Raw genomic sequence first — 22,870 nt, 5'->3', positions numbered from 1 at the left:
GAAGCGGCTCCGCAATCACAAAAGCGCCCCGCGGGGCGCTTTTGTTTTTTTGCATGCCGGAGGAGGCTCGATGCCAAGCCGAACGCGGTTCAGGCAGCTGGCGCCGGGTAGCGCACGTCGAGCACGTCGATCGGCTGCGGGCCGGCCGGCGTCATCAGCGTGACGGTGTCGCCGATACGCGCCTTCAGCAGCGCCCGCGCGATCGGCGAAACCCAGCTGACGTGGCCGTGATCGAGGTCGACCTCGTCGACGCCGACGATCGTGATGGTGTGATCCTCGCCGTCCTCGGTGGCGTAGTCGACGGTCGCGCCGAAGAACACCTGGTCGGCGCTCTCCTGCCGGCTCGCGTCGACCACCTCGGCGAGATCCAGCCGCTTGGTCAGGAAGCGGATGCGGCGGTCGATCTCGCGCAGCCGCCGCTTGCCGTAGATGTAGTCGCCGTTCTCGGAACGGTCACCGTTGGACGCAGCCCAGGAAACCAGCTTGACGACCTCGGGACGCTCCTCGTCGATCAGGTGCAGCAGCTCGTCACGCAACCGCTTGTGGCCGGCCGGCGTGATGTAGTTCTTCGCGCCGGCGGGGATGGCCGGCTGCGCGTGGTCGAGATCGTCGTCATCGCCGTCCGATTCCTTAACAAACGCCTTGTTCATGCTGTTTCCGACTCGGCTCCAGGCCTGCGTAAGGGAATCTCCAAGGGTACACGAAAGGGACATAAAACCCGCTCGTGAAGAAATTGTGGCCAATCCCTTCCCTTTCCCCAAAATCCTTGCTATATTCTCACTTCTGCGTGCGGCTGTAGCTCAGTTGGATAGAGTACTTGGCTACGAACCAAGGGGTCGTGGGTTCGAATCCTGCCAGCCGCGCCACCTTTTCAAACGAGCAGTCCTACGGGGTTGCCCGGCAGTAACAAAGCAGTACCGTTTTGCGTGCGGCTGTAGCTCAGTTGGATAGAGTACTTGGCTACGAACCAAGGGGTCGTGGGTTCGAATCCTGCCAGCCGCGCCATCTTTGAAGGGCCTTCCTCCGGGAAGGCCCTTTTGTTTTCCTGGCCGTCTTTCCGTATCCCTCGGCGCCGAGCCATAAAAAAGCGGCACGACGTCGGATACGTGGTGCCGCCCTTGCCTCGCGATCACGCGCCATGCGCGGGCGCGCCTGCCTCAGTAATCCTGCCGTTCGCGATCGATCCGCATGCCGCCGTCATGGCGCGTATGCGCCGTGTCGTCGCTCGAACGCTCTCGCATGATCCGCATCACGTCGGGATTGGTCCGCACGCGCCGCATCACGTTGGCGAGATGGACGCGGTCGCTGACCTGGATCACGAAGCGCAGGACCGTCGATTCGTGCGACAGATCCTCGTCCATCGCGATATGGACGATGTTCGCGTCGGCCGAGGTGATGTCGGCCGCGACGCGCGCGAAGATGCCCTTGGTGTTCTTGACCAGCACCTTGACCGTCACGTCGAACAGGCGGCCCGGCTGGGGCGCCCAGGCGACGTCGATCCAGCGGCCCGGATCGCGGCGATGGATGCGCTGCGCGACCCGGCAATCGGTCGTATGGATCGCCATGCCCAGGCCGATGCCGATATAACCCATGATGCTGTCGCCGGGAATCGGCCGGCAGCAGGCCGACAACTGCACCGACATGCCCTCGGTGCCGGTGATCGCCACCGGCGGCGCGTGATGGACCGGGCGATCGCCGCGCGCGAGTTCGTCGTCGGCATCGCGCCCGCTCATCAGCACCTCGATGCGCTTGGCCATCACCTGGGGCACGCGACGGCCCAGGCCGATGTCCGCGAAGATCTCCTGGCGGCTCTTGTTGCCGGTCCACTGCACCAGCTTGTCCCAGACGTCCGGCTCGATCTCGGCCAGCGACAGGCCATACCCCTTCAGGCTCTGGTCGACCAGGCGCTCGCCGAGCTGCACCGACTCGTTCAGGCGCATCGTCTTCAGGTAATGGCGGATCGCCGAGCGGGCCTTGCCGGTGCGCACGAAGCCGAGCCAGACCGGGTTCGGCTTCGAATATGGCGCCGTGATCACCTCGACGATATCGCCGCTCTTGAGCTCGGTGCGCAGCGGCAGCAGCTCGTTGTTGATCTTCACGGCCACGCACTGGTTGCCGAGGTCGCTGTGCACCGAATAGGCGAAGTCGAGCGCGGTGGCACCGCGCGGCAGCGCCATAATCTTCGACTTCGGCGTGAACACGTAGACCGCGTCCGGGAACAGGTCGATCTTGACGTGCTCGAGGAACTCGCTCGAATCGCCTGCCTCGCTCTGGATGTCGAGCAGCGACTTGAGCCACTGGTGCGCGCGCATCTGCACGTCATTGAGATCGGCGCCGCCGTTCTTGTAGAGCCAGTGCGCGGCCACGCCGGCCTCGGCGATCTCGTGCATCTTGCGGGTGCGGACCTGGAACTCGATCGGCGCGCCGAAAGGACCGACCACCGTCGTGTGCAGCGACTGGTAGCCGTTCATCTTCGGGATCGCGATGTAGTCCTTGAACTTGCCCGGCACCGGCTTGTAGAGCGCATGCAGCGCGCCGATGCAGGTGTAGCACTCGAGCGCATGCTCGACCACCACGCGAAAGCCATAGACATCGAGCACCTGCGAGAACGACAACTGCTTGTCGCGCATCTTGCGGTAGATGCTGTAGATCGTCTTCTCGCGACCCATGATCTCCGCTTCGAGCTTCGCCTCGCCCACCGCGCGCTGCGCCGACTCGAGGATCTTCCCGATCACCTCGCGGCGATTGCCGCGCGCGGCCTTCACGGCCTTCTCGAGCGTCGCGTAGCGATGCGGATTGAAGTTCGCGAAGCTCATGTCCTGCAGCTCGCGATAGGTATTGTTCAGACCAAGGCGGTGCGCGATCGGCGCATAGATGTCGAGCGTCTCGCGCGCCACGCGGCGGCGCTTTTCCATCGGCACCGCGCCGAGCGTGCGCATGTTGTGGAGCCGGTCGGCCAGCTTCACGAGGATCACGCGCACGTCGCGCGCCATCGCCAGCAGCATCTTGCGGAAATTCTCCGCCTGCGCTTCCTCGCGGCTGCGGAACTCCATCTTGTCGAGCTTGGAGAGCCCGTCGACCAGTTCGGCGACCTTCGGGCCGAAGCGCTCGGCCAGCTCGCTCTTCATCACGCCCTGGTCTTCCATCACGTCGTGCAGCAGCGCGGCCATCACGGCCTGGGCATCGAGCTTCCAGCCGGCGCAGATTTCCGCGACGGCGACGGGATGGGTGATATAGGGTTCGCCGCTTTGGCGATATTGACCGAGGTGGGCTTCGTCACTGAAGTGGAACGCCGCCTTCACCTCCTTGATTTCCTCCGGAGGAAGGTACTCGGCAAGCGCGGCCGTCAGCTTCGCGATCGAAACGACGCCGTGCTTGCGAGGTTGCTCCGGGGTGGCGGTCGGCCCGAACAGATGGCGAAACGATTGTTCGAGGACCGCATCGATATACTGCCGCGCCGGCGAGTTCGCCGTCGCTTCGGTGGCGTCCGCCCCTTCGGCGGGGCCGGCTTCCGCGGAGGCGGACGATGGTGTGTTGCTCATGTTCGCCTCCTTGGGTTGGCACGTCGGTTGAGCGGACTACATGGCTGAAGGATCGAGTGTGCCTTAAACAGGCACTTTCTTCAGCATCTCGATGCCGACCTGGCCCGCCGCGATCTCGCGCAGCGCAACCACGGTGGGCTTGTCGCGGCTTTCGATCTTCGGCGTATGGCCTTGCGCGAGCTGCCGCGCGCGGTAGGTGGCGGCGAGCGCCAGTTCGAAGCGATTCGGGATTTGCTTCAGGCAGTCTTCGACGGTAATGCGAGCCATGTTGGGTATTCCTTCTGAATATGTTGCGTATTCTACCTTATGTCCCTCGTGCGCCGCCTTCAGTCGGCGTGCGGGAGATGGATGCCGAGCTCGATGAAAAGCTCGGTGTGCCGCGCGTATTGCGAGGCCACGCGCAAGCGCGTGGCCGCCACGATGCGTTGCAGCTCGGACAGCGCCGTGTCGAAGTGCTCGTTGATCACCACGTATTCGGCTTCCGAGGCGTGCGCGATCTCGCTGCCGGCGGCCAGCAGGCGCCGCGTGATCACGTTCGGCTCGTCCTGGCCGCGCTTCTTCAGGCGCTCCTCGAGCGCTGCCAGCGAGGGCGGCAGGATGAAGATGCCGACCGCGTTGCGGAACTGCTTCTTGACCTGCTGCGCGCCCTGCCAGTCGATCTCGAGCAGCACGTCGCGACCGCTTTGCATCTGCTCCTCGATCCACACGCGCGAGGTGCCGTAGTAGTTGCCGTGCACCTCGGCGCTTTCGAGGAATTCGTGACGCGCGTGGCGCGCGCGGAAATCCTCGACGCTGGTGAAGTGGTAGTGCTCGCCGTCCTGCTCGCCAGGACGCGGCTTGCGCGTGGTGTACGAGATCGACAGGCAGATCTCGCTGTCCTTGGCGAGCAGCGCGTTCACCAGGGTCGACTTGCCCGCGCCCGAGGGCGCCACCACCATGAACAGGTTGCCGGGATACGCGCCGGCATGCAGCGCATGCGCGTCTCGGTTCGATTCGATCATCTTGCTTACTCCAGGTTTTGCACTTGCTCGCGCATCTGCTCGATCAGCAGCTTCAGCGCCATCGAGGCGTCGGCCAGTTCCTTGGCCGCCGCCTTCGAGCCGAGCGTGTTCGCTTCGCGATTCAGTTCCTGCATCATGAAGTCGAGGCGCTTGCCGACGCGGCCGCCCTTCTCGATCACATGGCGCGTTTCGTTCAAGTGCGCGGTGAGGCGCGACAGCTCCTCGGCGATGTCGATGCGGATCCCGTACATGGTCACTTCCTGGCGGATCCGTTCGGCCGCTTCCTCGCGCGTGACCACCGTCTGCCCGCCTTCGGGCGCGGCCAGGCCGAGCGCTTCCTGCAGGCGCTCGACGATCTTCTGCTGATGCCTGGCGATCAGCTCCGGCACCAGCGGCGTGATGCGCGCGACGATCGCCTCCATCTCGGTGACGTTGCCCAGCAGCATGGTGGCCAGTTGCGCGCCCTCGCGCTGGCGCACCACCACCAGCTCGCCGGTCGCTTCCTTGCCGCAGGCCAGCACCGCCTCGCGCAGCGCCTCGGCCGACACGCCGCTCTCGGCCAGCACGCCGGGCCAGCGCAGGATCTCGCCGGTGCGCAGGCGCTCCGAATCCGGGAACGACTCCAGCACCGCGCGCTCGAGCTCGGCGAGCTGGTCGAGCGCCGCGCGATTGAGCGCGCCGGCCTGGCTCATCTGCTCGCTGCGCTGCAGGTTGATGCGCACGTCGACCTTGCCGCGCGAGAGCTTGTTCATCAGCATCTCGCGCAGGGCCGGTTCGCACACGTGCACGTCGTCGGGCATGCGGAAATTCAGGTCGAGAAAACGCGAATTCACCGTGCGCAGTTCGACCGACACGCTGGTGGCGCCGTTGCCCGAGTTGGCCACGAGTTCGCGCGTCGCGCTCGCATAGCCCGTCATGCTGTAGATCATGGTTGGTCTCGCCGGTGAGGGGGCCGGTATGGCCCGGAAATCCAGGAGCGCCCAGTGCTCACGAGGCACGGGGCGCGAAACCGGCATTATCCCATTTTTGGCGACACCCTCGCCCGGCTGGACAATCGGCTCGCGCGTGCCCGACGAGGGCCGCTTTGCGACGATCGATGCAGGTGCCGCACGGCCGTTCATGAAAGCGCGCAGCGCGGCGGAAACCAGACCTTGGCCAGCGGCTTGCCGAGCGACGGCCGGTGCGCGGCCGGCATGCGCGGTAAAATCGCGGTTTCCCTCCGAATGCCCCACTTCCCCATGACGAATTCCTCCTCCCGCCCGAGCGGCCGCCCAGCGGATCAACTGCGTGAGGTGCGCCTGACGCGCCATTACACCAAGCACGCCGAAGGCTCGGTGCTGGTCGAGTTCGGCGATACCAAGGTGATCTGCACGGCCAGCGTGGTCGAGCGCGTGCCCGAGTTCCTGCGCGATCGCGGCCAGGGCTGGCTGACAGCCGAATACGGCATGCTGCCGCGCGCCACCCACACCCGCAGCGACCGCGAGGCCGCGCGCGGCAAGCAGACCGGCCGCACCCAGGAGATCCAGCGCCTGATCGGCCGCGCGCTGCGCGCGGTGGTCGACCTGGAGCAGCTCGGCGCGCGCACCATCCACATCGACTGCGACGTGATCCAGGCCGACGGCGGCACGCGCACGGCCAGCATCACCGGCGCCTTCGTGGCGGTGCAGGACGCCGTCGCCAAGCTGATCGCCGCGGGCAAGCTGGCGAGCTCGCCGATCACCGATTCGGTGGCCGCGATCTCGGTGGGCGTCTACCAGGGCACGCCGGTGCTCGACCTCGACTACGCCGAGGATTCGCGCTGCGATACCGACATGAACGTGGTGATGACCGGCAAGGGCGGCCTGGTCGAGGTGCAGGGCACGGCCGAGGGCGTGCCGTTCACGCGCGACGAGATGAACGCGCTGCTCGATCTCGCGCAGAAGGGCATCGGCGAACTGATCGCGCTGCAGAAAGCGGCGCTGGGCGACTGACATGAGCATCGCCAAGGATCCGTCGCACGGCCTCTCGCGCATCGTGCTGGCCTCGAACAACGCCGGCAAGCTGCGCGAATTCGCGGCCTTGTTCGAGACGGTCGGCATCGAGATCATTCCACAGGGCAAGCTGGACGTGTCCGAGGCGGACGAGCCCTATCCGACCTTCATCGAGAACGCGCTGACCAAGGCGCGCCACGCCTCGCGCGCCACCGGCCTGCCCGCCATCGCCGACGATTCGGGGCTCTGCGTGCGCGCGCTGCGCGGCGCGCCCGGCGTGCATTCGGCGCGCTACGCGCAGCTCGCCGGCCTGGAGAAGAGCGACGCGGCGAACAACGCGCACCTGGTGGCGCAACTGCGCGAGACCGACAATCGTCGCGCCTACTACTACTGCGTGCTGGCACTGGTTCGGCATCCCGACGATCCCGAGCCGCTGTTCGCCGAAGGGCGCTGGCATGGCGAGGTGGTCGACACGCCGCGCGGCGAGCACGGCTTCGGCTACGACCCGCATTTCCTGCTGCCGGCGCTGGGCGCCACCGTCGCCGAGCTCGAGCCGGCCGTCAAGAACGGCATCAGCCATCGCGCGATCGCCCTGCGCGCGCTGCTGGCCCGCCTCGGAGAATCAGCGTGAGCCAGGCCGCCGAAACCGGCCAGCGCATCGTCGCCACCTTCGCCTCGCCGGGCAAGGTGCGCCTGAGCGCGTTGCCGCCGCTGGCGCTCTACGTGCATTTCCCATGGTGCGTGCGCAAGTGCCCCTATTGCGATTTCAACTCGCACGAATGGAAGGGCGAGCGCTTCCCCGAGGAGGCCTATCTCGACGCGCTGCGCGCCGATCTCGAGCAGGCGCTGCCCTTCGTCTGGGGCCGCCAGGTGCATACCATCTTCATCGGCGGCGGCACGCCCAGCCTGCTTTCGGCGGCCGGGCTCGACCGCCTGCTGTCCGACGTGCGCGCCCTGCTGCCGCTCGATGCCGACGCCGAGATCACGTTCGAGGCGAATCCCGGAACCTTCGAGGCGGCCAAGTTCGCGCAGTTCCGCGCCAGCGGCGTGAACCGCCTGTCGATCGGCATCCAGAGCTTCAACGAGGCGCACCTGAAGGCGCTGGGCCGCATCCACGACACCGCGCAGGCGCGCGCGGCGGTGGAGATCGCCGCCAGCACCTTCGACAACTTCAATCTCGACCTGATGTTCGCGTTGCCGAAGCAGACCCTCGCGCAATGCCAGGCCGACATCGAGACCGCGCTGTCGTATGCGCCGCCGCACCTGTCGCTCTACCACCTCACGCTCGAGCCGAACACGCTGTTCGCGAAGTTCCCGCCGGCCGTGCCCGACGACGACGCCTCGGCCGACATGCAGGAATGGATCCAGGAGCGCACCGCGCAGGCCGGCTACGGGCGTTACGAGGTGTCGGCCTATGCGCGGCCGAACCGGCAGTGCAAGCACAACCTCAACTACTGGCGCTTCGGCGACTACCTCGGCATCGGCGCGGGCGCGCATACCAAGCTCTCGTTCCCGAACCGGATCCTGCGGCAGGCGCGCTACAAGCATCCCGCCACCTACATGGAGCAGGCGATGGCCGGCACGCCGGTGCAGGAGGAGCGCGAGGTCGGTCCGCGCGACCTGCCCTTCGAGTTCATGCTGAACACGCTGCGGCTGGCCGAGGGGTTCCCGGTGGCCAGCTATGCCGAGCGCACGGGGCTGCCGCTGTCGACCATCGAACCGGTGCTGGCCGAGGCCGAACGGCGCGGGCTGATCGCGCGCGACTACGCACGCATCGCACCGACGCCGCTGGGCCAGCGCTTCCTCAACGACCTGCAGGAGCTGTTCCTGCGCGACGCCGACGACGCGGCGGGCTGAGCCGGCAGGCCGACCACGCAGGATGCGCACGATGCCGCCCCAAAGCTGGGGACGGCAGCGGCATTTCGGTTACAATGCCGGCCGTGGAAGCGTGGCCGAGTGGTTTAAGGCACCGGTCTTGAAAACCGGCGACGGGCAACCGTCCGTGAGTTCGAATCTCACCGCTTCCGCCAGGAATGCCCGCTCAGCCTGATGGAGCAAGGATGAAAATTCTTGCTGTGGCTCCCGCCCATATGGCAACACGCGCTTTGTGCAGCGCGATTCCCCTTCCTCGAAACGAAAATCGTATTTCTGCCCCTCAAGGCACGAAATGTCGGGGTTCATACCGCCTCGGCCGCGCTACTCCCGCCTTTTGCCGGCAATCTGTTCGAATTGTTCGCTGACCGGCAATCTCAAAGACACTTTTACACCTCGAATAATTTGTCGCGGTGCAGTTGCCGTTGTCGGGCTAGACATCCCTTTCGACGATGCTACAGTGCGTTGTCCGCGCGGCAGTCGCGGATTGACCACTACGTTTGAGAGGACGACAGATGGCAAACGAAAACATGCGGTTGAGCCAGGCAGGCTGGGCAGCGCTACGCCAGCGCGAGAACGCGATCATGGCCTACTACAACGATCAGGCTAACAATTGCACCTACGGCGTCGGTACGCTGGTTCACGCCGGACCATGCACGCCGCAAGAGCTGGCGCGCCCCGTGTCGGCCGCACAGGTCAATGCGCAACTGGCGGCTCGAGTCAGCACTGCGGAGGCGGCCGTGCGGCGCGCGGTATCGAATCGAGACTTGACCCAGGCACAGTTCGACGAACTGGTCAGTTACACATACAACGCCGGCAATACGGGCGCACAGACGGCTCTCAGGGCCGCGAATCAGAGCAACGACGCGGGCGTGGTCTCATCCATCAACCAGCGCGTATATATCCATCCACGCGATGCACAGGGTCGCCGGCTCGCTCCGGTCCGATCGCGAGGGCTCGTGAATCGCCGGCGCCTCGAATCGGCGCCGTTCGCGCAGCAGCCCGCCGCGTCACAACCGCAACAGAGAACGCGATGAAAAGCGCTGTTGTTGTCCTCGCCTTGTTCGTCGCGACGAATGCGTTCGCCGAGCCGTCGCCGGCCGACGAGATCGCGGCACGCAGCGGGTTGCCGGCAAGCCAGGTCCAGGCACTCCTGCAGGACTGTGACTCGAACCAGACCAGCATGAATTTTTGCGCCTGGCGCGACCAGATCGTCGCGGAGCGTGAGCTGCAGCAGGTCGTCGATCAGCGCATCAGCGAGCATCCCGATCGGAAATCGGCCCTTGAGTCGAAAATCGCGAAGTGGAAGAAGGCCCGCGACGCCTCATGTGACAAGTCCGCCCGCAAGGAATGGAGCGACGGCTCGATGCTGCCGGCCGCGCGGGCCACTTGCGCGACGGCGGCCACCAGGGCGATGGCCGAAAAACTGGCCAAGAAACCGGCTCACGGGCCGTCCTAGCTGGATTGCCGATGGCGCTCGCCATCGGCACGGGATCGTTTATCCCGATGTTTTCCGGGCGGGCAAGGCCTATGCTCAAGAAGATCCGATCGCTCCTCCCGCCGAGCCATCCGCCATGTCCACCCTGCTCCCTCCCGCCTCGCCCGGCAGCATCGCCCGCCTCAGCGGCAGGATCGCCGCGCTCGCCGGCGCCCTGCTGCTGGCCGCCTGCACCGTCACCCTGCCGCAGCGCGCCCTGGTGCTCTCGCCGGGGCCGGGCGCCGGCGCCGCGACCCAGGCCCAGTATCGCGACGCGGTCGCCCAGCGGATCCTGGACGCCAACGCCGCGCGCGTGCTGCACGGCACGCCGCAGGCGATGCTGCGCTCGCTGGTCGTCGTGTCCTTCACCGTCGATCGAGACGGGCGGCTCGCGCAGTCCTCGGTCTACCGCAGCAACGGCGACGACGACGCCGAGGCCATCGCCCTGCAGTCGCTGCGCCGAGCCGCTCCGCTGCCGCGTCCGCCCGCCGGCCTGCTGAACGGCCGCGGCCAGGTGGAGATGATGGAAAGCTGGCTGTTCAACGACAACGGCCAGTTCCAGCTCCGCACCCGCGCGCAGCAGCAGGCGCAAACCATCGAGTGAAACGCGTGCCGACCGCACGCGCGTGCCGGCGCGGATTGCTTCGGTCTGCCAAGCGCGGCCAGCGCCGCGGCAACGCGCTGCCCGGCCACGGCGCGCCCGCTTCGGATCCACGCACGACGCAGCGCCGGCGGCCGAAACGCCGCCCGGCCGCTTGCTATAATCGCGGCCAACCCGCCCCGTCCTTCTTCAGGACACCTCGCCACGGCCCGCCTACCCGGCCGGTACGACTCGCGAGCCAGACAGGCCTGCGCTCGCGCGACGCGCGCGACCCGCCCTAGACATCGCCGGCACCACGAGCCGGCGCCCGCGCCGCCGGATGCCCCGGCGCGGCAGGAACCCCAACCCGAATCGATCCTCCGTCCGGCACGCCCCTCGCGCCGTTCGAACCCGCACCACGGAACCAACATGTCCTCTACCTCACCGGCCGTCAGCGACGCGTCGAATGGCGCGAGCCCCGTCAGCCAGCGCCGCATCGTGTTCGCCAGCTTCATCGGCACCGCGATCGAGTTCTACGATTTCTACGTCTACGCCACCGCCGCCGCGCTCGTGATCGGCCCGGTGTTCTTCCCGCACGGCTCGGCCACCGCGCAGGCGCTGTCGGCCTTCGTCACCTTCGGCATCGCCTTCATCGCGCGCCCGATCGGCTCCTTCCTGTTCGGCCATTTCGGCGACCGCTTCGGCCGCAAGTCGACCCTGGTCGCCTCGCTGCTGGTGATGGGCGTCTCGACCACCGCGATCGGCTTCGTGCCTGCCTACGATTCGATCGGCGCGCTGGCCCCGGTGCTGCTCTGCGTGCTGCGCTTCGGCCAGGGCATCGGCCTGGGCGGCGAATGGGGCGGCGCGGCGCTGCTCGCCACCGAGCACGCGCCGGCCGGCAAGCGCGGCTGGTTCGGCATGTTCCCGCAACTGGGCCCCTCGATCGGCTTCCTGATGTCCAACGGCCTGTTCTTCGCGCTCGCGATCGGCCTGTCCGACGAGCAGTTCCGCAGTTGGGGCTGGCGCGTGCCGTTCCTGGTCAGCGCGGCGCTGGTGGCGGTCGGCCTCTACGTGCGTCTGAAGATCGCCGAGACGCCCGCCTTCCAGGCCGCCATCGAGCGCAACGAGCGCGTGCGCGTGCCGGTGGTCACCCTCGTCACGCAGCACTGGGCGCCGACCTTGCTCGGCGCGCTGTCGATGGTGGTCTGCTACACGCTGTTCTACATCTCGACGGTGTTCTCGCTGTCCTACGGCGTCGGCACCCTGCATATCGCGCGCCCCGACTTCCTCGGTCTGCTCTGCATCGCCGTGGTGTTCATGGCGATCGCCACGCCGATCTCGGCCTGGGCGGCCGACCGCTACGGCCGCAAGCCGGTGTTGATCGTCGGCGGCCTGCTGGCCCTGCTGTCGGGCTTCACGATGGCCCCGCTGCTCGGCAGCGGTTCGATGCCCCTGGTAGCGCTCTACCTGATCATCGAGCTGTTCCTGATGGGCGTGACCTTCGCGCCGATGGGCGCGCTGCTGCCCGAGCTGTTCCCGACCAATGTCCGCTACACGGGCGCCGGCGTCGCCTACAACCTCGGCGGCATCCTCGGTGCCTCAATCGCGCCGTACATCGCGCAACTGCTGGCCGCGCGCGGCGGCCTGTCGTGGGTCGGCGGCTACGTGTCGGTGGCCGCGGCGATCAGCGTGATCGGCGTGCTGCTGATGCGCGAGACGCGCGATACGCGGCTGATGTAAGCCGGGCACGCTGCCTGCCCGCGGCGGCAGGCAGCCCCTCGGGCGCGGGCGCGCCGCCTTCGGGCAAGCCTTGCCGCGCCCCACCTCCCGCGCCGTCCACCGCGCTCGCCGCCCGCCCCGGGGCCTGGCGCAATTGCCTGTCGCCCGCCGGCTTTCGATTCGCCGACAGTGCGCCGACGCCCCCTCCGAGCCGGTACCCTTATGGATTGACCCGGCTGCGCCTGCCGGCGACCTCCGTATAATTCTCCCTTTGCCCCCGCCCGCAGCCATGTCGCGAACCACCGCCTTTCTCCAGACCTTGCCGCGCCGCTCCCTGCGGCTGTGGCGCCTGTACGGAGTGTTCTGGCTCGGGGCGATCGTGGTCGGCATCGTGGCCGTGCTCTATGCGCGCCTGATCGACTGGGGCTACAACAGCTTCCGCTCGCTGCAGCACGAGCACGCCTGGCTGCCGCTGATCCTCACGCCGGCGGTGGCAGCCGCCTCGGTCTGGCTCACCCGCCGCTTCTTCCGCGGCGCCGAGGGCAGCGGCATCCCGCAGGTGATCGCCACCCTGCAGGCCAGCCCCGCCGCCTTCGGCTCGCGCCTGCTCACGCTGCGCATCCTGTTCGGCAAGGTGCTGATCTCGCTGCTCGGCATCCTGGGCGGCTTCACCATCGGCCGCGAGGGGCCGACCGTGCAGATCGGCGCCGCGCTGATGTTCAACCTGCGCCGCTTCTACCCGCGCTCGAACGCCCTGATCGAGCGCCAACTGGTGCTGGCCGGCGCCGCGGCCGGGCTGTCGGCCGCCTTCAACACGCCGCTGGCCGGCATCGTGTTCGCCATCGAGGAGCTCACGCGCAGCTTCTCCGCGCGCGCCAGCGGCGTGCTGATCACGGCCATCATCATCGCCGGCGTGATCGCGCTCGGCATGAACGGCAACTACACCTATTTCGGCACCATCGACGCCGGCACGCAGTTCTCGCGCCTGGTCGCGCTCGCCGTGCTGGCCACGGCCGTGCTCACCGGCATCGCCGGTGGCCTGTTCGTCTGGCTGCTGCTGAACACCGGGCGCTGGCTGCCGGCCCGCCTGCTGGCGATGTATCGCGGCCGGCCCGTGATGTTCGCGGCGCTGTGCGGGCTGGTGATCGCGGTGGTGGGCCTGCTGTCCGGCGGCACCACCTTCGGCAGCGGCTACGCCGAGGCGCGCGGCCTGCTCGACGGCCACAGCCAGCTCTCGCTGTTCTACCCGGTCACCAAGATGATCTCGATGGTCGCGTCCTACCTGCCCGGCATCCCCGGGGGGATCTTCGCGCCCTCGCTGTCGATCGGCGCCGGCTTCGGCAACCTGCTGCACCTGGTGTTCGGCGACATGCCGCTGGCGCTGCTGATCGCGCTGGCGATGGTCGGCTACCTGGCTGCCGTCACGCAGTCACCGATCACCTCCTTCGTGATCGTGATGGAGATGATCAACGGCCATGCGCTGGTGATCTCGCTGATGGCCACCGCGCTGATCTCGAGCCGCGTCTCGCGGCTGTTCGTGCCGCCGCTCTACGAAGCGCTCGCGCATCGCTACCTGCATCCGACCGCGCCGCCGGCAACCGCCACGAGCGCGGAAAAGCCGGCGCCCGCCGCGCACGACGACGACCGCCTGACCAATGCCGAGGATGCCGAAGCGTCGCCGGCCGATCCGCTGCGTCGGCTGCGCGATGCCCACGCCGGCGCACCGCACGAGGCGTCGGCGGAGCACGACGCGCAGCCCAAAAGCAAGGATGACGAAGCATCGGCACCAGACGACAAAGTCGAGGCGGAAGCGGCGCGGAGCGCCTCGCCCCCGGCCGCGCCGCGCGAGGCGGACGAGCCGCCGCCGCGCTGACACGCCGGCCGCGTCAATACACGACGACGCGCGCCGGATGGTAGTACACGGGCCGGGCCGGCACGACCACGCAGCCGGCCAGCACGATCGCCGCGAGCGCGACGACGAACAGGGTTCGTTTCATGCTCGTGCTCCCGCATCAGGCCCAGTGGCCGCGCACCCAGACCCAGTTCGGGCCGCGCGGTGCCCAGTGGCCCGGCGCCCAATGCAGACCGACCCGCTCGGCCTCCCAGTGGCCGCCGATCCAGACATAGCGGCCATGTTCCCAGTTCCAGTGGCCACGATCCCAGACATAACCAACGCGCGGCGCCGGCACCACTTCGTAGCGCACCGGCGGCGGCGCGCTCGGCGCGACGATCACGACTTCCGCGGCGCTCGCCGTGAGCGGCGCGACGGTGGTGCCGAATGCCGTCAGGGCCAGCGCGAGCGGAACCAGATAACGGGCAGCAATGCGAATCATGGTGACCTCCTTGTGATCGATTCGGATACGCGTTCAGTGCGTACCGGTTCAATGCGCGAGCCTCGTCGGCCGCCTACAGCGGCCGTATTACGGCGGGGGTCAAAGTGCAACAGCTGGTAAGAGCGGCAATCCGAATGAAAGCCACCCTCGGCGCGACGCGTCCGATGGAGCGCTGGAAGGGACTTGGGGAAACAGCGGGATGAGCCGGGAACGGCGGAGGAAAACGGGCGGCGGGCAGCGGGCGGCGCGCCGCATTGCGCGGCGCGCCCGGATCACGCTCAGGCCTGCGGGATCTCGATCTTGACCTCGAGCACCTCAAGGTCGTCCTGGCGCTCGAGACTGACGCGGATATCGTCGTTCGAGATCTTGACGTACTTCGAGATGACGTCGAGCAGTTCTTTCTGCAGCGCCGGCAGGTAGTCCGCCGGCGGGCGACCGCCGATGCGCTCGTGCGCGATGATCAGTTGCAGGCGCTCTTTCGCGACGGCGGCGGACTTCTTCTTCTCCCCGAGGAGGAACGACAGGATCGACATGATGCGCCTCCCTTACTTGCTGCCGAAAAGGCGTTGCAGCAGGCCCGGCTTCGAGTAGTCGACGAAACGCATCGTCTTTTCCTCGCCGAGGAAGCGCGACACCACGTCCTTGTAGGCCTCGGCGACGTCGGTGCCGTCGAGGTGCACCGCCGGCAGGCCCTGGTTGGAGGCATGCAGCACCGCCTCCGATTCCGGGATCACGCCGATCAGCTTGATGCGCAGGATCTCGCCGATGTCCTCCAGCGAGAGCATCTCGCCTTCGCTGACGCGCTTCGGGTTGTAGCGCGTGATCAGCAGGTGCTCCTTGATCGGATCGCCGCCGTCGGCCGCGCGCTTGGTCTTCGAGGCGAGGATGCCGAGGATGCGGTCCGAATCGCGCACCGAGGACACTTCCGGGTTGGTCACCACCACCGCCTCGTCGGCGAAGTACATCGCGTGCAGCGCGCCCGACTCGATGCCGGCCGGCGAATCGCAGACGATGTAGGCGAAGTCCATCGCGATCAGGTCGTTGATGACCTTCTCGACGCCCTCACGCGTGAGCGCATCCTTGTCCCGCGTCTGCGAGGCCGGCAGGATGAACAGGTTCTCGCACTTCTTGTCCTTGATCAGCGCCTGGTTCAGGTTCGCCTCGCCCTGGATCACGTTGACCAGGTCGTACACCACGCGGCGCTCGCAGCCCATGATGAGATCGAGATTGCGCAGGCCGACGTCGAAGTCGATCACAGCCGTCTTGTGGCCGCGCAGCGCGAGCCCGGAAGCGAAGCTCGCGCTCGTCGTCGTCTTGCCGACACCGCCCTTGCCCGAAGTCACCACGATGATTTTTGCCATTACCCTACCCTGTGTTCGTCAATGAGGTCCGATCGATCCGTTGCCGCGTCGCGCGCTCGCGCTCAGGTCAGCCGCAACGGCTCGATCATCAGTTTTTCGTCCTCGAGCCGGATCTGCACCGATTTGCCAACCACCTCGGCCGGCAGCGGGTTCTCCGTGGTTCGATAGATACCGGCAATCGAAATGAGTTCCGGCTCCAGGCACGTACAGAAGATGCGCGCATCGTGATTGCCGAGCACGCCGGCCAGCGCGCGGCCGCGCAGCGGCGCATAGACGTGGATGTTGCCCTCGGCGATCACCTCGGCGCCGTTGCTGACGGGCGCGAGCACCACCAGGTCGCCCTTCGCGTAGATCTGCTGGCCCGAACGCAGCGGCCGGTCGATCACCAGCGTCTGCGGCGCGCCGCCCGAGGCCGCTGCCGAAGCGCCCATCGCCCCTGAAGCCGCGCCAGCCGGCTCCGCCGCGACGGCCGCCACCTCGGCCACGCCGGCGGCCGGTGTCGCCGAGGCCTCGGCCGCCGGTGCCTCGTCCTGCGCCGGCTTGGCGGTCGGTGCCCGGCGATCGCGCGCCTCCAGCAGCGGCAGCCCGCCCGCAGCGGCCCAGCCCTGCTGCTCCGGCTGCGCGACCACGCCGATCGGACGCATCCGTACGTCGTTCAGCATGGCTCGGAGTTCGTCGAGCGAGACACGCTCGTCCTCGGCCAGGCGCCGCACGTCGATCGCCACCACGTCGTCGGCGAAGAATTCCGGCGTCGCCTCGAAACGCTTGACCAGCTCGGCCCGCAGGACATCGAGATCGGCCGTCTTGACAACGAACAGCAAGGAATCGACCGAGCCGCTGCGAAGCTCGAAGAATGGCGATTTTTTAAGCGACATGGACGTCCTGCAAAAAATTTTTGCGTATTTTACAGGCGTCCGGGCGGGCGGCCATCATTTTCAGGGCGCCAGGGCAGGCGCGATGGGCGTTTTGGGAAAGGCCGGGGCGGCAATCGGAAAAGCGAGGCGGGAATCGGTGCGCGGCGGCGAGCTCAGGCACCGAAACGCCAGACGAATAGCGACTTCATCGCGCCCGGTACGCGGGCGATCGGCGCATGCTCGCCGAGATTGGTGAAGCCCATGTGCTCGTAGAAGCGGATCGCGTTGCGGTTCTGCTCGGCGATCCATGCGTAGATCTCGGTGGCGCCCTGCCCGGCCAGCCAGTCGCGCGCGGTGTTGACCAGCAGCACGCCGCCGCGCAGGTGCCGCACCGCGTGCGCGACCCACAGCTCGCTGACGAAGGCGCGCCGCTCGGGCGTGTTGTCGAGATAGGCGCCGATCATGCCGGCGGGATGGCCTTCGGTATAGAGCAGGAAGGTGGTGGACTGATCGGAACTCGCCCGCTGCGCGGCAATCGCATCGGCCGCGTCGGCGTCGACGGACAGCTCCGCCTCGGGCGCTTCGCCGGGCGCATAGGGCTCGCGCAGCGACGCAGCGCGCAGCTCTCGATACACGCTGCCCTGGTCGGCGGCGATACGGCGGACGGTCAAAGTCGAACTCATGCAGGGACATCCTTCGGACAGCAAGCTATTAGCTTCAACCGAAAGCGGGGTATGAGTCAAATCGTTATTTTCAAACGATCGAGCGAATTGGCAAAGCCTAAAATCGAGATACGGGCGATGAAAAATCATGCTGCGGCGCACACTGGATTTCAGCACGTTACAGGGATGGAGAACGGCTTTTCGATCAGGGATTTCCGAGTGTGAATCGGTAGTCACGATGGGGGTTTCGGAAGAGTTCACGACTCGGAATGCCGCAACGCAACAATCGAGACTGGGAAGCCACCTATTGTTGGAGAGGTATGCCTCGTTAGTGACAGCGCTGCGATCGCGCTGATGATCGCCGGCCATGGCGCGTCAATCGTCGTCTGCCCAGACGCCGCGAAAGCCGTAAGCTGCGGTCTCGATGAAAAACCTGATCCGATGGCTGCTATCGATGAGCCACTCAATCATCTGGTTCGACGCGCGGACAGTCCAGAGGCACACGCGACATGCCTACGGCTTTCATGCGCCAACGCGAGGCGAAAATCGCATGAACAGCTTGCTCGATCGTATTGCATTGCTCGTCACCGCCCTCGCATTGCTGCTCGCCTCCTGGGCGGTCTTTCGCATCGGTGCAGAATGGGTGTTTCCAGTCCTGACGCTGATTGCACTGGTCGCGCTGTTCGCCGAGAACGCGCGACTGAGAAAAAAGTTGCGTGAGCCCGGTGCCGAACCATGGTCGCGCGACAAGGACCCCAAAGCCTGAATCCTCCAAAATTCGACGATATTCCCCATCGCGCCGGCTCCATTTTCGCCACATCCGTTTTCGAACGGCTAAAAGCCCCGGATTTCTTGAAAAATCGGAAAAAACCGACCCCGCCTCCACCATGATCGACAGTTGATCTCGCCAATTCCGGCGCCGCGAGCCGGGCCGCGCTCACGACGCCATCATGGATCAACGCGGTTGCAATGCCTTCTGGATTTCCTGCGCGATGAAGGTCGCCGCGACGCGGTTGTAACCCAGCGGAAGATCGGTCAGGACATCGCCTTGCTTGCGAATCTCGCCCGCATCGATTTTCCCGTTGTATTCGACCAGGGCCGTGTTGTCGCCCGGATGATCGAGATAACGATAGGCGCCGAGCGTGCGGATCGTGCCGCCATTGTCCACCTGCGCCGCCTCCAGCGTCGGGTAGAAACCGTTGCCGCTCCAGTCGCGCAACATCCAGATATTGGTGGTCAGAACCGTCTCGGTCGTCTGGTAGATGTGCGAGCCGGCCGGCATCGGCGTCTTGTCGCTGGCCATCAAGGCGGCCAGGCCGCCGTTGACGGAGCGGCTATCCTTGGCGAGCACGTCGGCAACGGCCTGCCCCGACACATCGACGGCCATCAGTGCGACGTCGTACAGCGGCGTCGGCAGTTTGTCCAGGCTGAACTGGAAGCCCTGCGGCGTGCGCTTCGAGATGGCGCCGACCGGCCCCCAGTCCATGTCCTGGTAGCCGAACACCTCCTCGGCGCCATCGGCCGTGATATAGGCCTGGGTCGACTGGTTCAGCGCGAACGAGGCGCCGGCGGGCCATTGCGGACGCGAACCGAATTGCTTGTCGCCCTGCTGCGCCAGGTAGCTCTCGACCACGATCGCCCCCGTCACCGCGGTGAAAGTCGCCGGGAAATTCGTATCAAACTGGAAATAGCCATCGCCGCTGTTGTCGACGAAGATGCCATCGGTGTACGTCGACTCCTCCACGCTGGCCTGGGCACTGCTGCCGGCGCTGTTGCCGGTGCCTGCCTGCGTCGTGCTGCCCTGCGCCCTCGGGACAACCGTGCCGCCGTCGTCCCCGCCGCATCCCGTCAGGATCGCAGCCGCCGCCAGCGCCGCCATCGCGGAAAACCGCCAACCCCGTGTGGTGGTGTTATCGAACATGCTCGTTTTTCTCCTTGTTGTGAGTTCGCGTCGGCTCTCTCTTGGCCGCGCGATCGATGACGCCTTGGCGTCAAAGCCATGCAAACGATGAAGGCCGGCGAATGGGGCAGAAGTGCCGGCCGTGATGGTCGGGCATCGCGCGCGATGCGCGGACACCGCCGGCGGCTTAAGCGGCATCAGCCAAGAAGTCGAGATGGAAAGACGGGTACACGTATCGGCACCGATCGCGATATCCCCAGTGAATGCGACGCGTGCGTCTGGCGCTGCGCGACCGCATTCCGATGTCCGCCGTGATCCGGACGAATGGCCCCATGCTTCATCGTTGTTCTGTGTTCTTGATTGGTCGTGTCGAGTGGCACGAGCGATACATGCATACCCGCTCGACATCGAGGCGCTTCCCGACAGACGGACGCGCCCTCTCGATTCAAGCCACCTATTACGACCCCGCCCCGGACTTCTTTAGTTTTTTCGATTTCTACGGGGAGAACGAATCGCGCCCGCTAAAGGCCGGAGAAAACCCGCTCGGCAAAGAAAAAACCCCTCGAGCTTTTCGGCTTCGAGGGGTTTGCATTCTGGCGGAAAGGGTGGGATTCGAACCCACGGTACGGTATAACCGTACACCGGATTTCGAGTCCGGCGCATTCGACCTCTCTGCCACCTTTCCTTCTACTGCTTCGCCGTTCGTAGGTCTCGTCCCGGCGAAGCAAAGATTATAGAACAACTCTTTCCGTCTTTCCAAGCCCTTTTCGCAAAAAATTTCTCGGCCGGACTGACGAGGATGCCGCGTGCGATTTCCTCACGCAGCGGCATCCGATTCGCGACCTCAGGCCGCCGAGCCCGGCAGCTCGATCTTCTCCAGGCCACCCAGGTACGGACGCAGCGCGACGGGCACCGTCACCGAACCATCGGCGTTCTGGTAGTTCTCGAGCACGGCCACCAGCGTGCGGCCGACCGCGAGGCCCGAGCCGTTCAGCGTGTGCACGAGTTCGGGCTTGCCTTGCGCGTTGCGGAAACGCGCCTGCATGCGGCGCGCCTGGAACGACTCCGTGTTCGAGCAGCTCGAGATCTCGCGATAGGTGTTCTGCGCCGGCAGCCAGACTTCCAGGTCGAAGGTCTTGGCGGCCGAGAAGCCCATGTCGCCAGTGCACAGCGTGATCACGCGGTAGGGCAGCTCGAGCTTCTGCAGGATCGCCTCGGCGTGGCCGACCATTTCGTCGAGCGCCGCGTAGGATGCGTCCGGCGCCGCGATCTGCACCATCTCGACCTTGTCGAACTGGTGCTGGCGGATCATGCCGCGCGTGTCGCGGCCATACGAGCCTGCTTCGGAGCGGAAGCACGGCGAATGCGCGGTCAGCTTGATCGGCAGCGTCGCGGCGTCGACGATCGAATCGCGCACCGTGTTGGTCAGCGTGATCTCGGAGGTCGAGATCAGGTATTGCGTGACGGTGTTTTCCTCGCCGCCCTTCTCGACGCGGAACATGTCGTCGGCGAACTTCGGCAACTGCCCGGTGCCGTAGAGGATTTCCGGGTTCACGATATACGGCGAATAGGTTTCCGTATAACCGTGCTGCAGCGTGTGCGTGTCGATCATGAACTGCGCCAGCGCCCGGTGCAGACGCGCGATCGGGCCGCGCAGCATGGTGAAGCGCGCACCCGAGAGCTTCGCCCCGGTCTCGAAATCGAGGCCGAGCGGCGTGCCGACGTCGACGTGGTCGCGCACCTCGAAATCGAAGCTGCGCGGCGTGCCCCAGCGACGCGCCTCGACATTGCCGGCCTCGTCCTTGCCGACCGGCACGCTCTCGTGCGCCAGGTTCGGCATCTCGAGCAGCAGCGCCTGCATCGCGCCCTGGATCTCGTCGAGCCTGGCGGCCGAACTCTTCATCTCGTCGCCGATCCCGCCGACCTCGGCCATCACGGCCGAGGTGTCCTCGCCCCGCCCCTTCATCGCGCCGATCTGCTTCGACAGGCTGTTGCGGCGCGCCTGCAGTTCTTCGGTGCGGGTCTGGATCGCGCGGCGATCCGCCTCGAGCGAGGAGAACCTGGCGACGTCGAGGATGTAGCCGCGATCGGCGAGGCGCTTGGCGACGCCGTCGAGGTCTTTGCGCAGCAACTGGATGTCGAGCATGGGAGGACTTGGAAAAATCGTTGTGTGAAACGCGGATTCTAACGCACGGCGGTGGCGGCCCGGCGGCCCCGCCGCGCATCACGCGACTTATTCGGGCTTGCCGGCCTCGCGATCGAGCTCGCGCAGCCAGCTCAGCTTCTCGGCGATCTTGGTTTCGAGCCCGCGCGGCACCGGCTGGTACCAGCGCGGCTCGCGCATGCCTTCGGGCAGGTAGCTCTCGCCGGCCGCGTAGGCGTTCGGCTCGTCGTGCGCGTAGCGGTACTCGTGGCCGTAGCCGAGCTCCTTCATGAGCTTGGTCGGCGCGTTGCGCAGATGGACCGGCACCTCGCGCGACTTGTCCTGCCGCACGAAGGCCATGGCGGCGTTGAAGGCGTTGTAGCCGGCATTGCTCTTGGCCGCGCAGGCCAAGTAGATCACGGCCTGGCCGAGCGCCAGCTCGCCCTCGGGCGAGCCCAGCCGCTCGAAGGTCGCGGCCGCGTCGTTGGCCATCTGCATCGCGCGCGGATCGGCCAGGCCGATGTCCTCCCAGGCCATCCGCACGATGCGCCGCGACAGGTACTTGGGATCGGCGCCGCCGTCGAGCATGCGGCAGAACCAGTAGAGCGCCGCGTCCGGATTCGAGCCGCGCACCGACTTGTGCAGCGCCGAGATCTGGTCGTAGAAGTTGTCGCCGCCCTTGTCGAAGCGGCGCGCGTTCAGCGTCATCGCGTTCGAGACGAAATCGGCGTCGATCCGGTTGGTGCGCGCCGACAGCGCCGCCGTCTGCGCCTGCTCCAGCAGGTTCAGGAAGCGCCGCGCGTCACCGTCGGCGTAGCCGATCAGCGTATCGACGGCCTTGTCCTCGAACGTGAGCCCGTCGAGCGCGATCTGCTGCGCGCGCGCCAGCAACTGGCGCATCTCCGCGTCGTCGAGCGACTTCAGCACATAGACCTGGGCCCGCGACAGCAGCGCCGAGTTGACCTCGAAGCTCGGGTTCTCGGTGGTCGCGCCGATGAAGGTGACGAGCCCCGATTCGACGAAGGGCAGCAGCGCATCCTGCTGGCCCTTGTTGAAGCGGTGGATCTCGTCGACGAACAGGATCGTGTGCCGGCCATTGCGATGCAGCGTGTCCTTGGCCTGCTCCATCGCCTCGCGGATGTCCTTCACGCCGCCGAGCACGGCCGACAGTGCGATGAACTCGCAATCGAAGGCATTCGCGGTGAGCCGCGCGAGCGTGGTCTTGCCGACGCCGGGCGGACCCCAGAGGATCATCGAATGCGGCCGGCCCGACTCGAACGCGAGCCGCAGCGGCTTGCCCTCGCCGAGCAGGTGCGTCTGGCCGATCACCTCGTCGAGCGTCTTCGGGCGCAGCGCCTCCGCGAGCGGGCGGCGCGGTTCGATTTCAAACAGGTCGGACATGGACCTCGACTCCTGCAATGACCGGCGCGGCGTCCATCGCCGCGCCAGCCGGACA

Annotated in this window: 22 protein-coding genes and 4 tRNA genes; 12 read left to right on the top strand and 14 right to left on the bottom strand. The window is 66.6% G+C overall.

Annotated features, from left to right (window positions below; all coding sequences use genetic code 11):
- Positions 1–89 precede the first annotated feature (89 nt).
- A complete protein-coding gene (greB, locus tag BM43_RS28170) occupies positions 90–650 on the bottom strand; it encodes a transcription elongation factor GreB (protein ID WP_013696954.1) in 561 nt (186 codons plus the stop codon).
- Between the two features lie 139 nt (positions 651–789).
- Between greB and BM43_RS28165 the strand changes: the two genes are divergently transcribed.
- Together BM43_RS28165 and BM43_RS28160 are read left to right on the top strand one after the other, a co-directional pair.
- Positions 790–866: transfer RNA gene (locus BM43_RS28165), tRNA-Arg, on the top strand.
- Between the two features lie 62 nt (positions 867–928).
- Positions 929–1,005 (top strand) — tRNA-Arg (locus BM43_RS28160).
- Positions 1,006–1,157: 152 nt separating this feature from the next.
- On the opposite strand, the gene BM43_RS28155 is transcribed toward BM43_RS28160, so the two are convergent.
- The 4 genes from BM43_RS28155 to BM43_RS28140 form a co-directional block, all read right to left on the bottom strand.
- Complete coding sequence (locus BM43_RS28155; RefSeq protein WP_017919497.1) at positions 1,158–3,542, bottom strand: RelA/SpoT family protein; 2,385 nt, start codon at positions 3,540–3,542, stop codon at positions 1,158–1,160.
- Positions 3,543–3,605: 63 nt separating this feature from the next.
- The gene (gene rpoZ, locus BM43_RS28150) at positions 3,606–3,809 is read right to left on the bottom strand and encodes a DNA-directed RNA polymerase subunit omega (protein WP_006999799.1); all 204 of its coding nucleotides are present in this window, start codon (positions 3,807–3,809) and stop codon (positions 3,606–3,608) included.
- A gap of 59 nt (positions 3,810–3,868) precedes the next feature.
- Positions 3,869–4,543, bottom strand: coding sequence for a guanylate kinase (gene gmk / locus BM43_RS28145; protein ID WP_013696952.1), 675 nt, complete (start codon positions 4,541–4,543; stop codon positions 3,869–3,871).
- Between the two features lie 5 nt (positions 4,544–4,548).
- The gene (locus BM43_RS28140) at positions 4,549–5,472 is read right to left on the bottom strand and encodes a YicC/YloC family endoribonuclease (RefSeq protein WP_045577492.1); all 924 of its coding nucleotides are present in this window, start codon (positions 5,470–5,472) and stop codon (positions 4,549–4,551) included.
- A 309-nt stretch (positions 5,473–5,781) separates the two neighbouring features.
- On the opposite strand from BM43_RS28140, the gene rph reads away from it, so the two are divergent.
- The 9 genes from rph (at position 5,782) to BM43_RS28100 (ending at position 14,034) form a co-directional block, all read left to right on the top strand.
- Entirely contained in the window at positions 5,782–6,513 is a 732-nt protein-coding gene (gene rph / locus BM43_RS28135) for a ribonuclease PH (protein ID WP_013696950.1), read from the top strand.
- Between the two features lies 1 nt (position 6,514).
- Positions 6,515–7,144, top strand: coding sequence for an RdgB/HAM1 family non-canonical purine NTP pyrophosphatase (rdgB, locus tag BM43_RS28130; protein WP_036052442.1), 630 nt, complete (start codon positions 6,515–6,517; stop codon positions 7,142–7,144).
- Entirely contained in the window at positions 7,141–8,370 is a 1,230-nt protein-coding gene (hemW, locus tag BM43_RS28125) for a radical SAM family heme chaperone HemW (RefSeq protein WP_036052445.1), read from the top strand. The genes rdgB and hemW overlap by 4 nt, the downstream gene beginning before the upstream one ends.
- Positions 8,371–8,455: 85 nt before the next feature.
- A tRNA-Ser gene (locus tag BM43_RS28120) sits at positions 8,456–8,543 on the top strand.
- A 357-nt stretch (positions 8,544–8,900) separates the two neighbouring features.
- A complete protein-coding gene (locus BM43_RS39475; protein WP_080742156.1) occupies positions 8,901–9,422 on the top strand; it encodes a glycoside hydrolase family protein in 522 nt (173 codons plus the stop codon).
- The gene (locus BM43_RS28115; protein ID WP_036052448.1) at positions 9,419–9,844 is read left to right on the top strand and encodes a lysozyme inhibitor LprI family protein; all 426 of its coding nucleotides are present in this window, start codon (positions 9,419–9,421) and stop codon (positions 9,842–9,844) included. Before BM43_RS39475 ends, BM43_RS28115 begins: the two co-directional genes overlap by 4 nt.
- A 115-nt stretch (positions 9,845–9,959) precedes the next feature.
- Positions 9,960–10,466, top strand: a complete 507-nt coding sequence (locus BM43_RS28110; RefSeq protein ID WP_036052451.1) for an energy transducer TonB family protein — start codon at positions 9,960–9,962, stop codon at positions 10,464–10,466.
- Positions 10,467–10,871: 405 nt separating this feature from the next.
- A complete protein-coding gene (locus tag BM43_RS28105; RefSeq protein WP_036052458.1) occupies positions 10,872–12,182 on the top strand; it encodes an MFS transporter in 1,311 nt (436 codons plus the stop codon).
- A 268-nt stretch (positions 12,183–12,450) separates the two neighbouring features.
- A complete protein-coding gene (locus BM43_RS28100) occupies positions 12,451–14,034 on the top strand; it encodes a chloride channel protein (RefSeq protein ID WP_036052459.1) in 1,584 nt (527 codons plus the stop codon).
- Positions 14,035–14,173: 139 nt separating this feature from the next.
- Here BM43_RS28100 and BM43_RS28090 read toward each other — a convergent pair whose 3' ends face one another.
- The 5 genes from BM43_RS28090 to BM43_RS28070 all read right to left on the bottom strand — a co-directional run bounded on the left by BM43_RS28090 (position 14,174) and on the right by BM43_RS28070 (position 17,521).
- A complete protein-coding gene (locus BM43_RS28090; RefSeq protein WP_036052460.1) occupies positions 14,174–14,494 on the bottom strand; it encodes a YXWGXW repeat-containing protein in 321 nt (106 codons plus the stop codon).
- A 278-nt stretch (positions 14,495–14,772) separates the two neighbouring features.
- On the bottom strand, positions 14,773–15,027 hold the full coding sequence (minE, locus tag BM43_RS28085; protein ID WP_013696929.1) for a cell division topological specificity factor MinE: 255 nt from the start codon (positions 15,025–15,027) through the stop codon (positions 14,773–14,775).
- Between the two features lie 12 nt (positions 15,028–15,039).
- Complete coding sequence (gene minD / locus BM43_RS28080; RefSeq protein ID WP_013696928.1) at positions 15,040–15,855, bottom strand: septum site-determining protein MinD; 816 nt, start codon at positions 15,853–15,855, stop codon at positions 15,040–15,042.
- A 62-nt stretch (positions 15,856–15,917) separates the two neighbouring features.
- Positions 15,918–16,730, bottom strand: coding sequence for a septum site-determining protein MinC (gene minC / locus BM43_RS28075; protein WP_036052461.1), 813 nt, complete (start codon positions 16,728–16,730; stop codon positions 15,918–15,920).
- Positions 16,731–16,882: 152 nt separating this feature from the next.
- Positions 16,883–17,521 (bottom strand): GNAT family N-acetyltransferase, encoded by a 639-nt coding sequence (locus tag BM43_RS28070; RefSeq protein ID WP_226284977.1) that lies wholly within the window; start codon positions 17,519–17,521, stop codon positions 16,883–16,885.
- A gap of 400 nt (positions 17,522–17,921) precedes the next feature.
- Between BM43_RS28070 and BM43_RS28065 the strand changes: the two genes are divergently transcribed.
- Positions 17,922–18,137, top strand: coding sequence for a hypothetical protein (locus BM43_RS28065; RefSeq protein ID WP_036052462.1), 216 nt, complete (start codon positions 17,922–17,924; stop codon positions 18,135–18,137).
- Between the two features lie 189 nt (positions 18,138–18,326).
- Here BM43_RS28065 and BM43_RS28060 read toward each other — a convergent pair whose 3' ends face one another.
- The 4 genes from BM43_RS28060 to BM43_RS28045 all read right to left on the bottom strand — a co-directional run bounded on the left by BM43_RS28060 (position 18,327) and on the right by BM43_RS28045 (position 22,815).
- Positions 18,327–19,469, bottom strand: coding sequence for a hypothetical protein (locus tag BM43_RS28060; protein ID WP_144417699.1), 1,143 nt, complete (start codon positions 19,467–19,469; stop codon positions 18,327–18,329).
- Between the two features lie 396 nt (positions 19,470–19,865).
- Positions 19,866–19,956 (bottom strand) — tRNA-Ser (locus tag BM43_RS28055).
- 159 nt (positions 19,957–20,115) lie between these two features.
- Positions 20,116–21,417, bottom strand: coding sequence for a serine--tRNA ligase (serS, locus tag BM43_RS28050; protein WP_036052464.1), 1,302 nt, complete (start codon positions 21,415–21,417; stop codon positions 20,116–20,118).
- Between the two features lie 87 nt (positions 21,418–21,504).
- The gene (locus tag BM43_RS28045; RefSeq protein ID WP_013696922.1) at positions 21,505–22,815 is read right to left on the bottom strand and encodes a replication-associated recombination protein A; all 1,311 of its coding nucleotides are present in this window, start codon (positions 22,813–22,815) and stop codon (positions 21,505–21,507) included.
- Between the last annotated feature and the right edge of the window lie 55 nt (positions 22,816–22,870).

It is taken from the genome of Burkholderia gladioli (assembly GCF_000959725.1).
Taxonomy (GTDB): domain Bacteria; phylum Pseudomonadota; class Gammaproteobacteria; order Burkholderiales; family Burkholderiaceae; genus Burkholderia; species Burkholderia gladioli.
This window is presented reverse-complemented; position numbering and strand designations above follow the sequence as displayed.

Bases quoted from the DNA above. Each gene is read 5' to 3' on its own strand.
- rph (WP_013696950.1), top strand. From the start codon at position 5,782: ATGACGAATTCCTCCTCCCGCCCGAGCGGCCGCCCAGCGGATCAACTG.
- serS (WP_036052464.1), bottom strand. From the start codon at position 21,417: ATGCTCGACATCCAGTTGCTGCGCAAAGACCTCGACGGCGTCGCCAAG.
- BM43_RS28045 (WP_013696922.1), bottom strand. From the start codon at position 22,815: ATGTCCGACCTGTTTGAAATCGAACCGCGCCGCCCGCTCGCGGAGGCG.
- rdgB (WP_036052442.1), top strand. From the start codon at position 6,515: ATGAGCATCGCCAAGGATCCGTCGCACGGCCTCTCGCGCATCGTGCTG.
- BM43_RS39475 (WP_080742156.1), top strand. From the start codon at position 8,901: ATGGCAAACGAAAACATGCGGTTGAGCCAGGCAGGCTGGGCAGCGCTA.
- BM43_RS28110 (WP_036052451.1), top strand. From the start codon at position 9,960: ATGTCCACCCTGCTCCCTCCCGCCTCGCCCGGCAGCATCGCCCGCCTC.
- rpoZ (WP_006999799.1), bottom strand. From the start codon at position 3,809: ATGGCTCGCATTACCGTCGAAGACTGCCTGAAGCAAATCCCGAATCGC.
- BM43_RS28065 (WP_036052462.1), top strand. From the start codon at position 17,922: ATGAACAGCTTGCTCGATCGTATTGCATTGCTCGTCACCGCCCTCGCA.
- BM43_RS28070 (WP_226284977.1), bottom strand. From the start codon at position 17,521: ATGATTTTTCATCGCCCGTATCTCGATTTTAGGCTTTGCCAATTCGCT.
- greB (WP_013696954.1), bottom strand. From the start codon at position 650: ATGAACAAGGCGTTTGTTAAGGAATCGGACGGCGATGACGACGATCTC.
- minC (WP_036052461.1), bottom strand. From the start codon at position 16,730: ATGTCGCTTAAAAAATCGCCATTCTTCGAGCTTCGCAGCGGCTCGGTC.
- BM43_RS28060 (WP_144417699.1), bottom strand. From the start codon at position 19,469: ATGCCGCTTAAGCCGCCGGCGGTGTCCGCGCATCGCGCGCGATGCCCG.
- minD (WP_013696928.1), bottom strand. From the start codon at position 15,855: ATGGCAAAAATCATCGTGGTGACTTCGGGCAAGGGCGGTGTCGGCAAG.
- BM43_RS28155 (WP_017919497.1), bottom strand. From the start codon at position 3,542: ATGAGCAACACACCATCGTCCGCCTCCGCGGAAGCCGGCCCCGCCGAA.
- BM43_RS28100 (WP_036052459.1), top strand. From the start codon at position 12,451: ATGTCGCGAACCACCGCCTTTCTCCAGACCTTGCCGCGCCGCTCCCTG.
- minE (WP_013696929.1), bottom strand. From the start codon at position 15,027: ATGTCGATCCTGTCGTTCCTCCTCGGGGAGAAGAAGAAGTCCGCCGCC.
- gmk (WP_013696952.1), bottom strand. From the start codon at position 4,543: ATGATCGAATCGAACCGAGACGCGCATGCGCTGCATGCCGGCGCGTAT.
- BM43_RS28090 (WP_036052460.1), bottom strand. From the start codon at position 14,494: ATGATTCGCATTGCTGCCCGTTATCTGGTTCCGCTCGCGCTGGCCCTG.
- BM43_RS28140 (WP_045577492.1), bottom strand. From the start codon at position 5,472: ATGATCTACAGCATGACGGGCTATGCGAGCGCGACGCGCGAACTCGTG.
- BM43_RS28115 (WP_036052448.1), top strand. From the start codon at position 9,419: ATGAAAAGCGCTGTTGTTGTCCTCGCCTTGTTCGTCGCGACGAATGCG.
- BM43_RS28105 (WP_036052458.1), top strand. From the start codon at position 10,872: ATGTCCTCTACCTCACCGGCCGTCAGCGACGCGTCGAATGGCGCGAGC.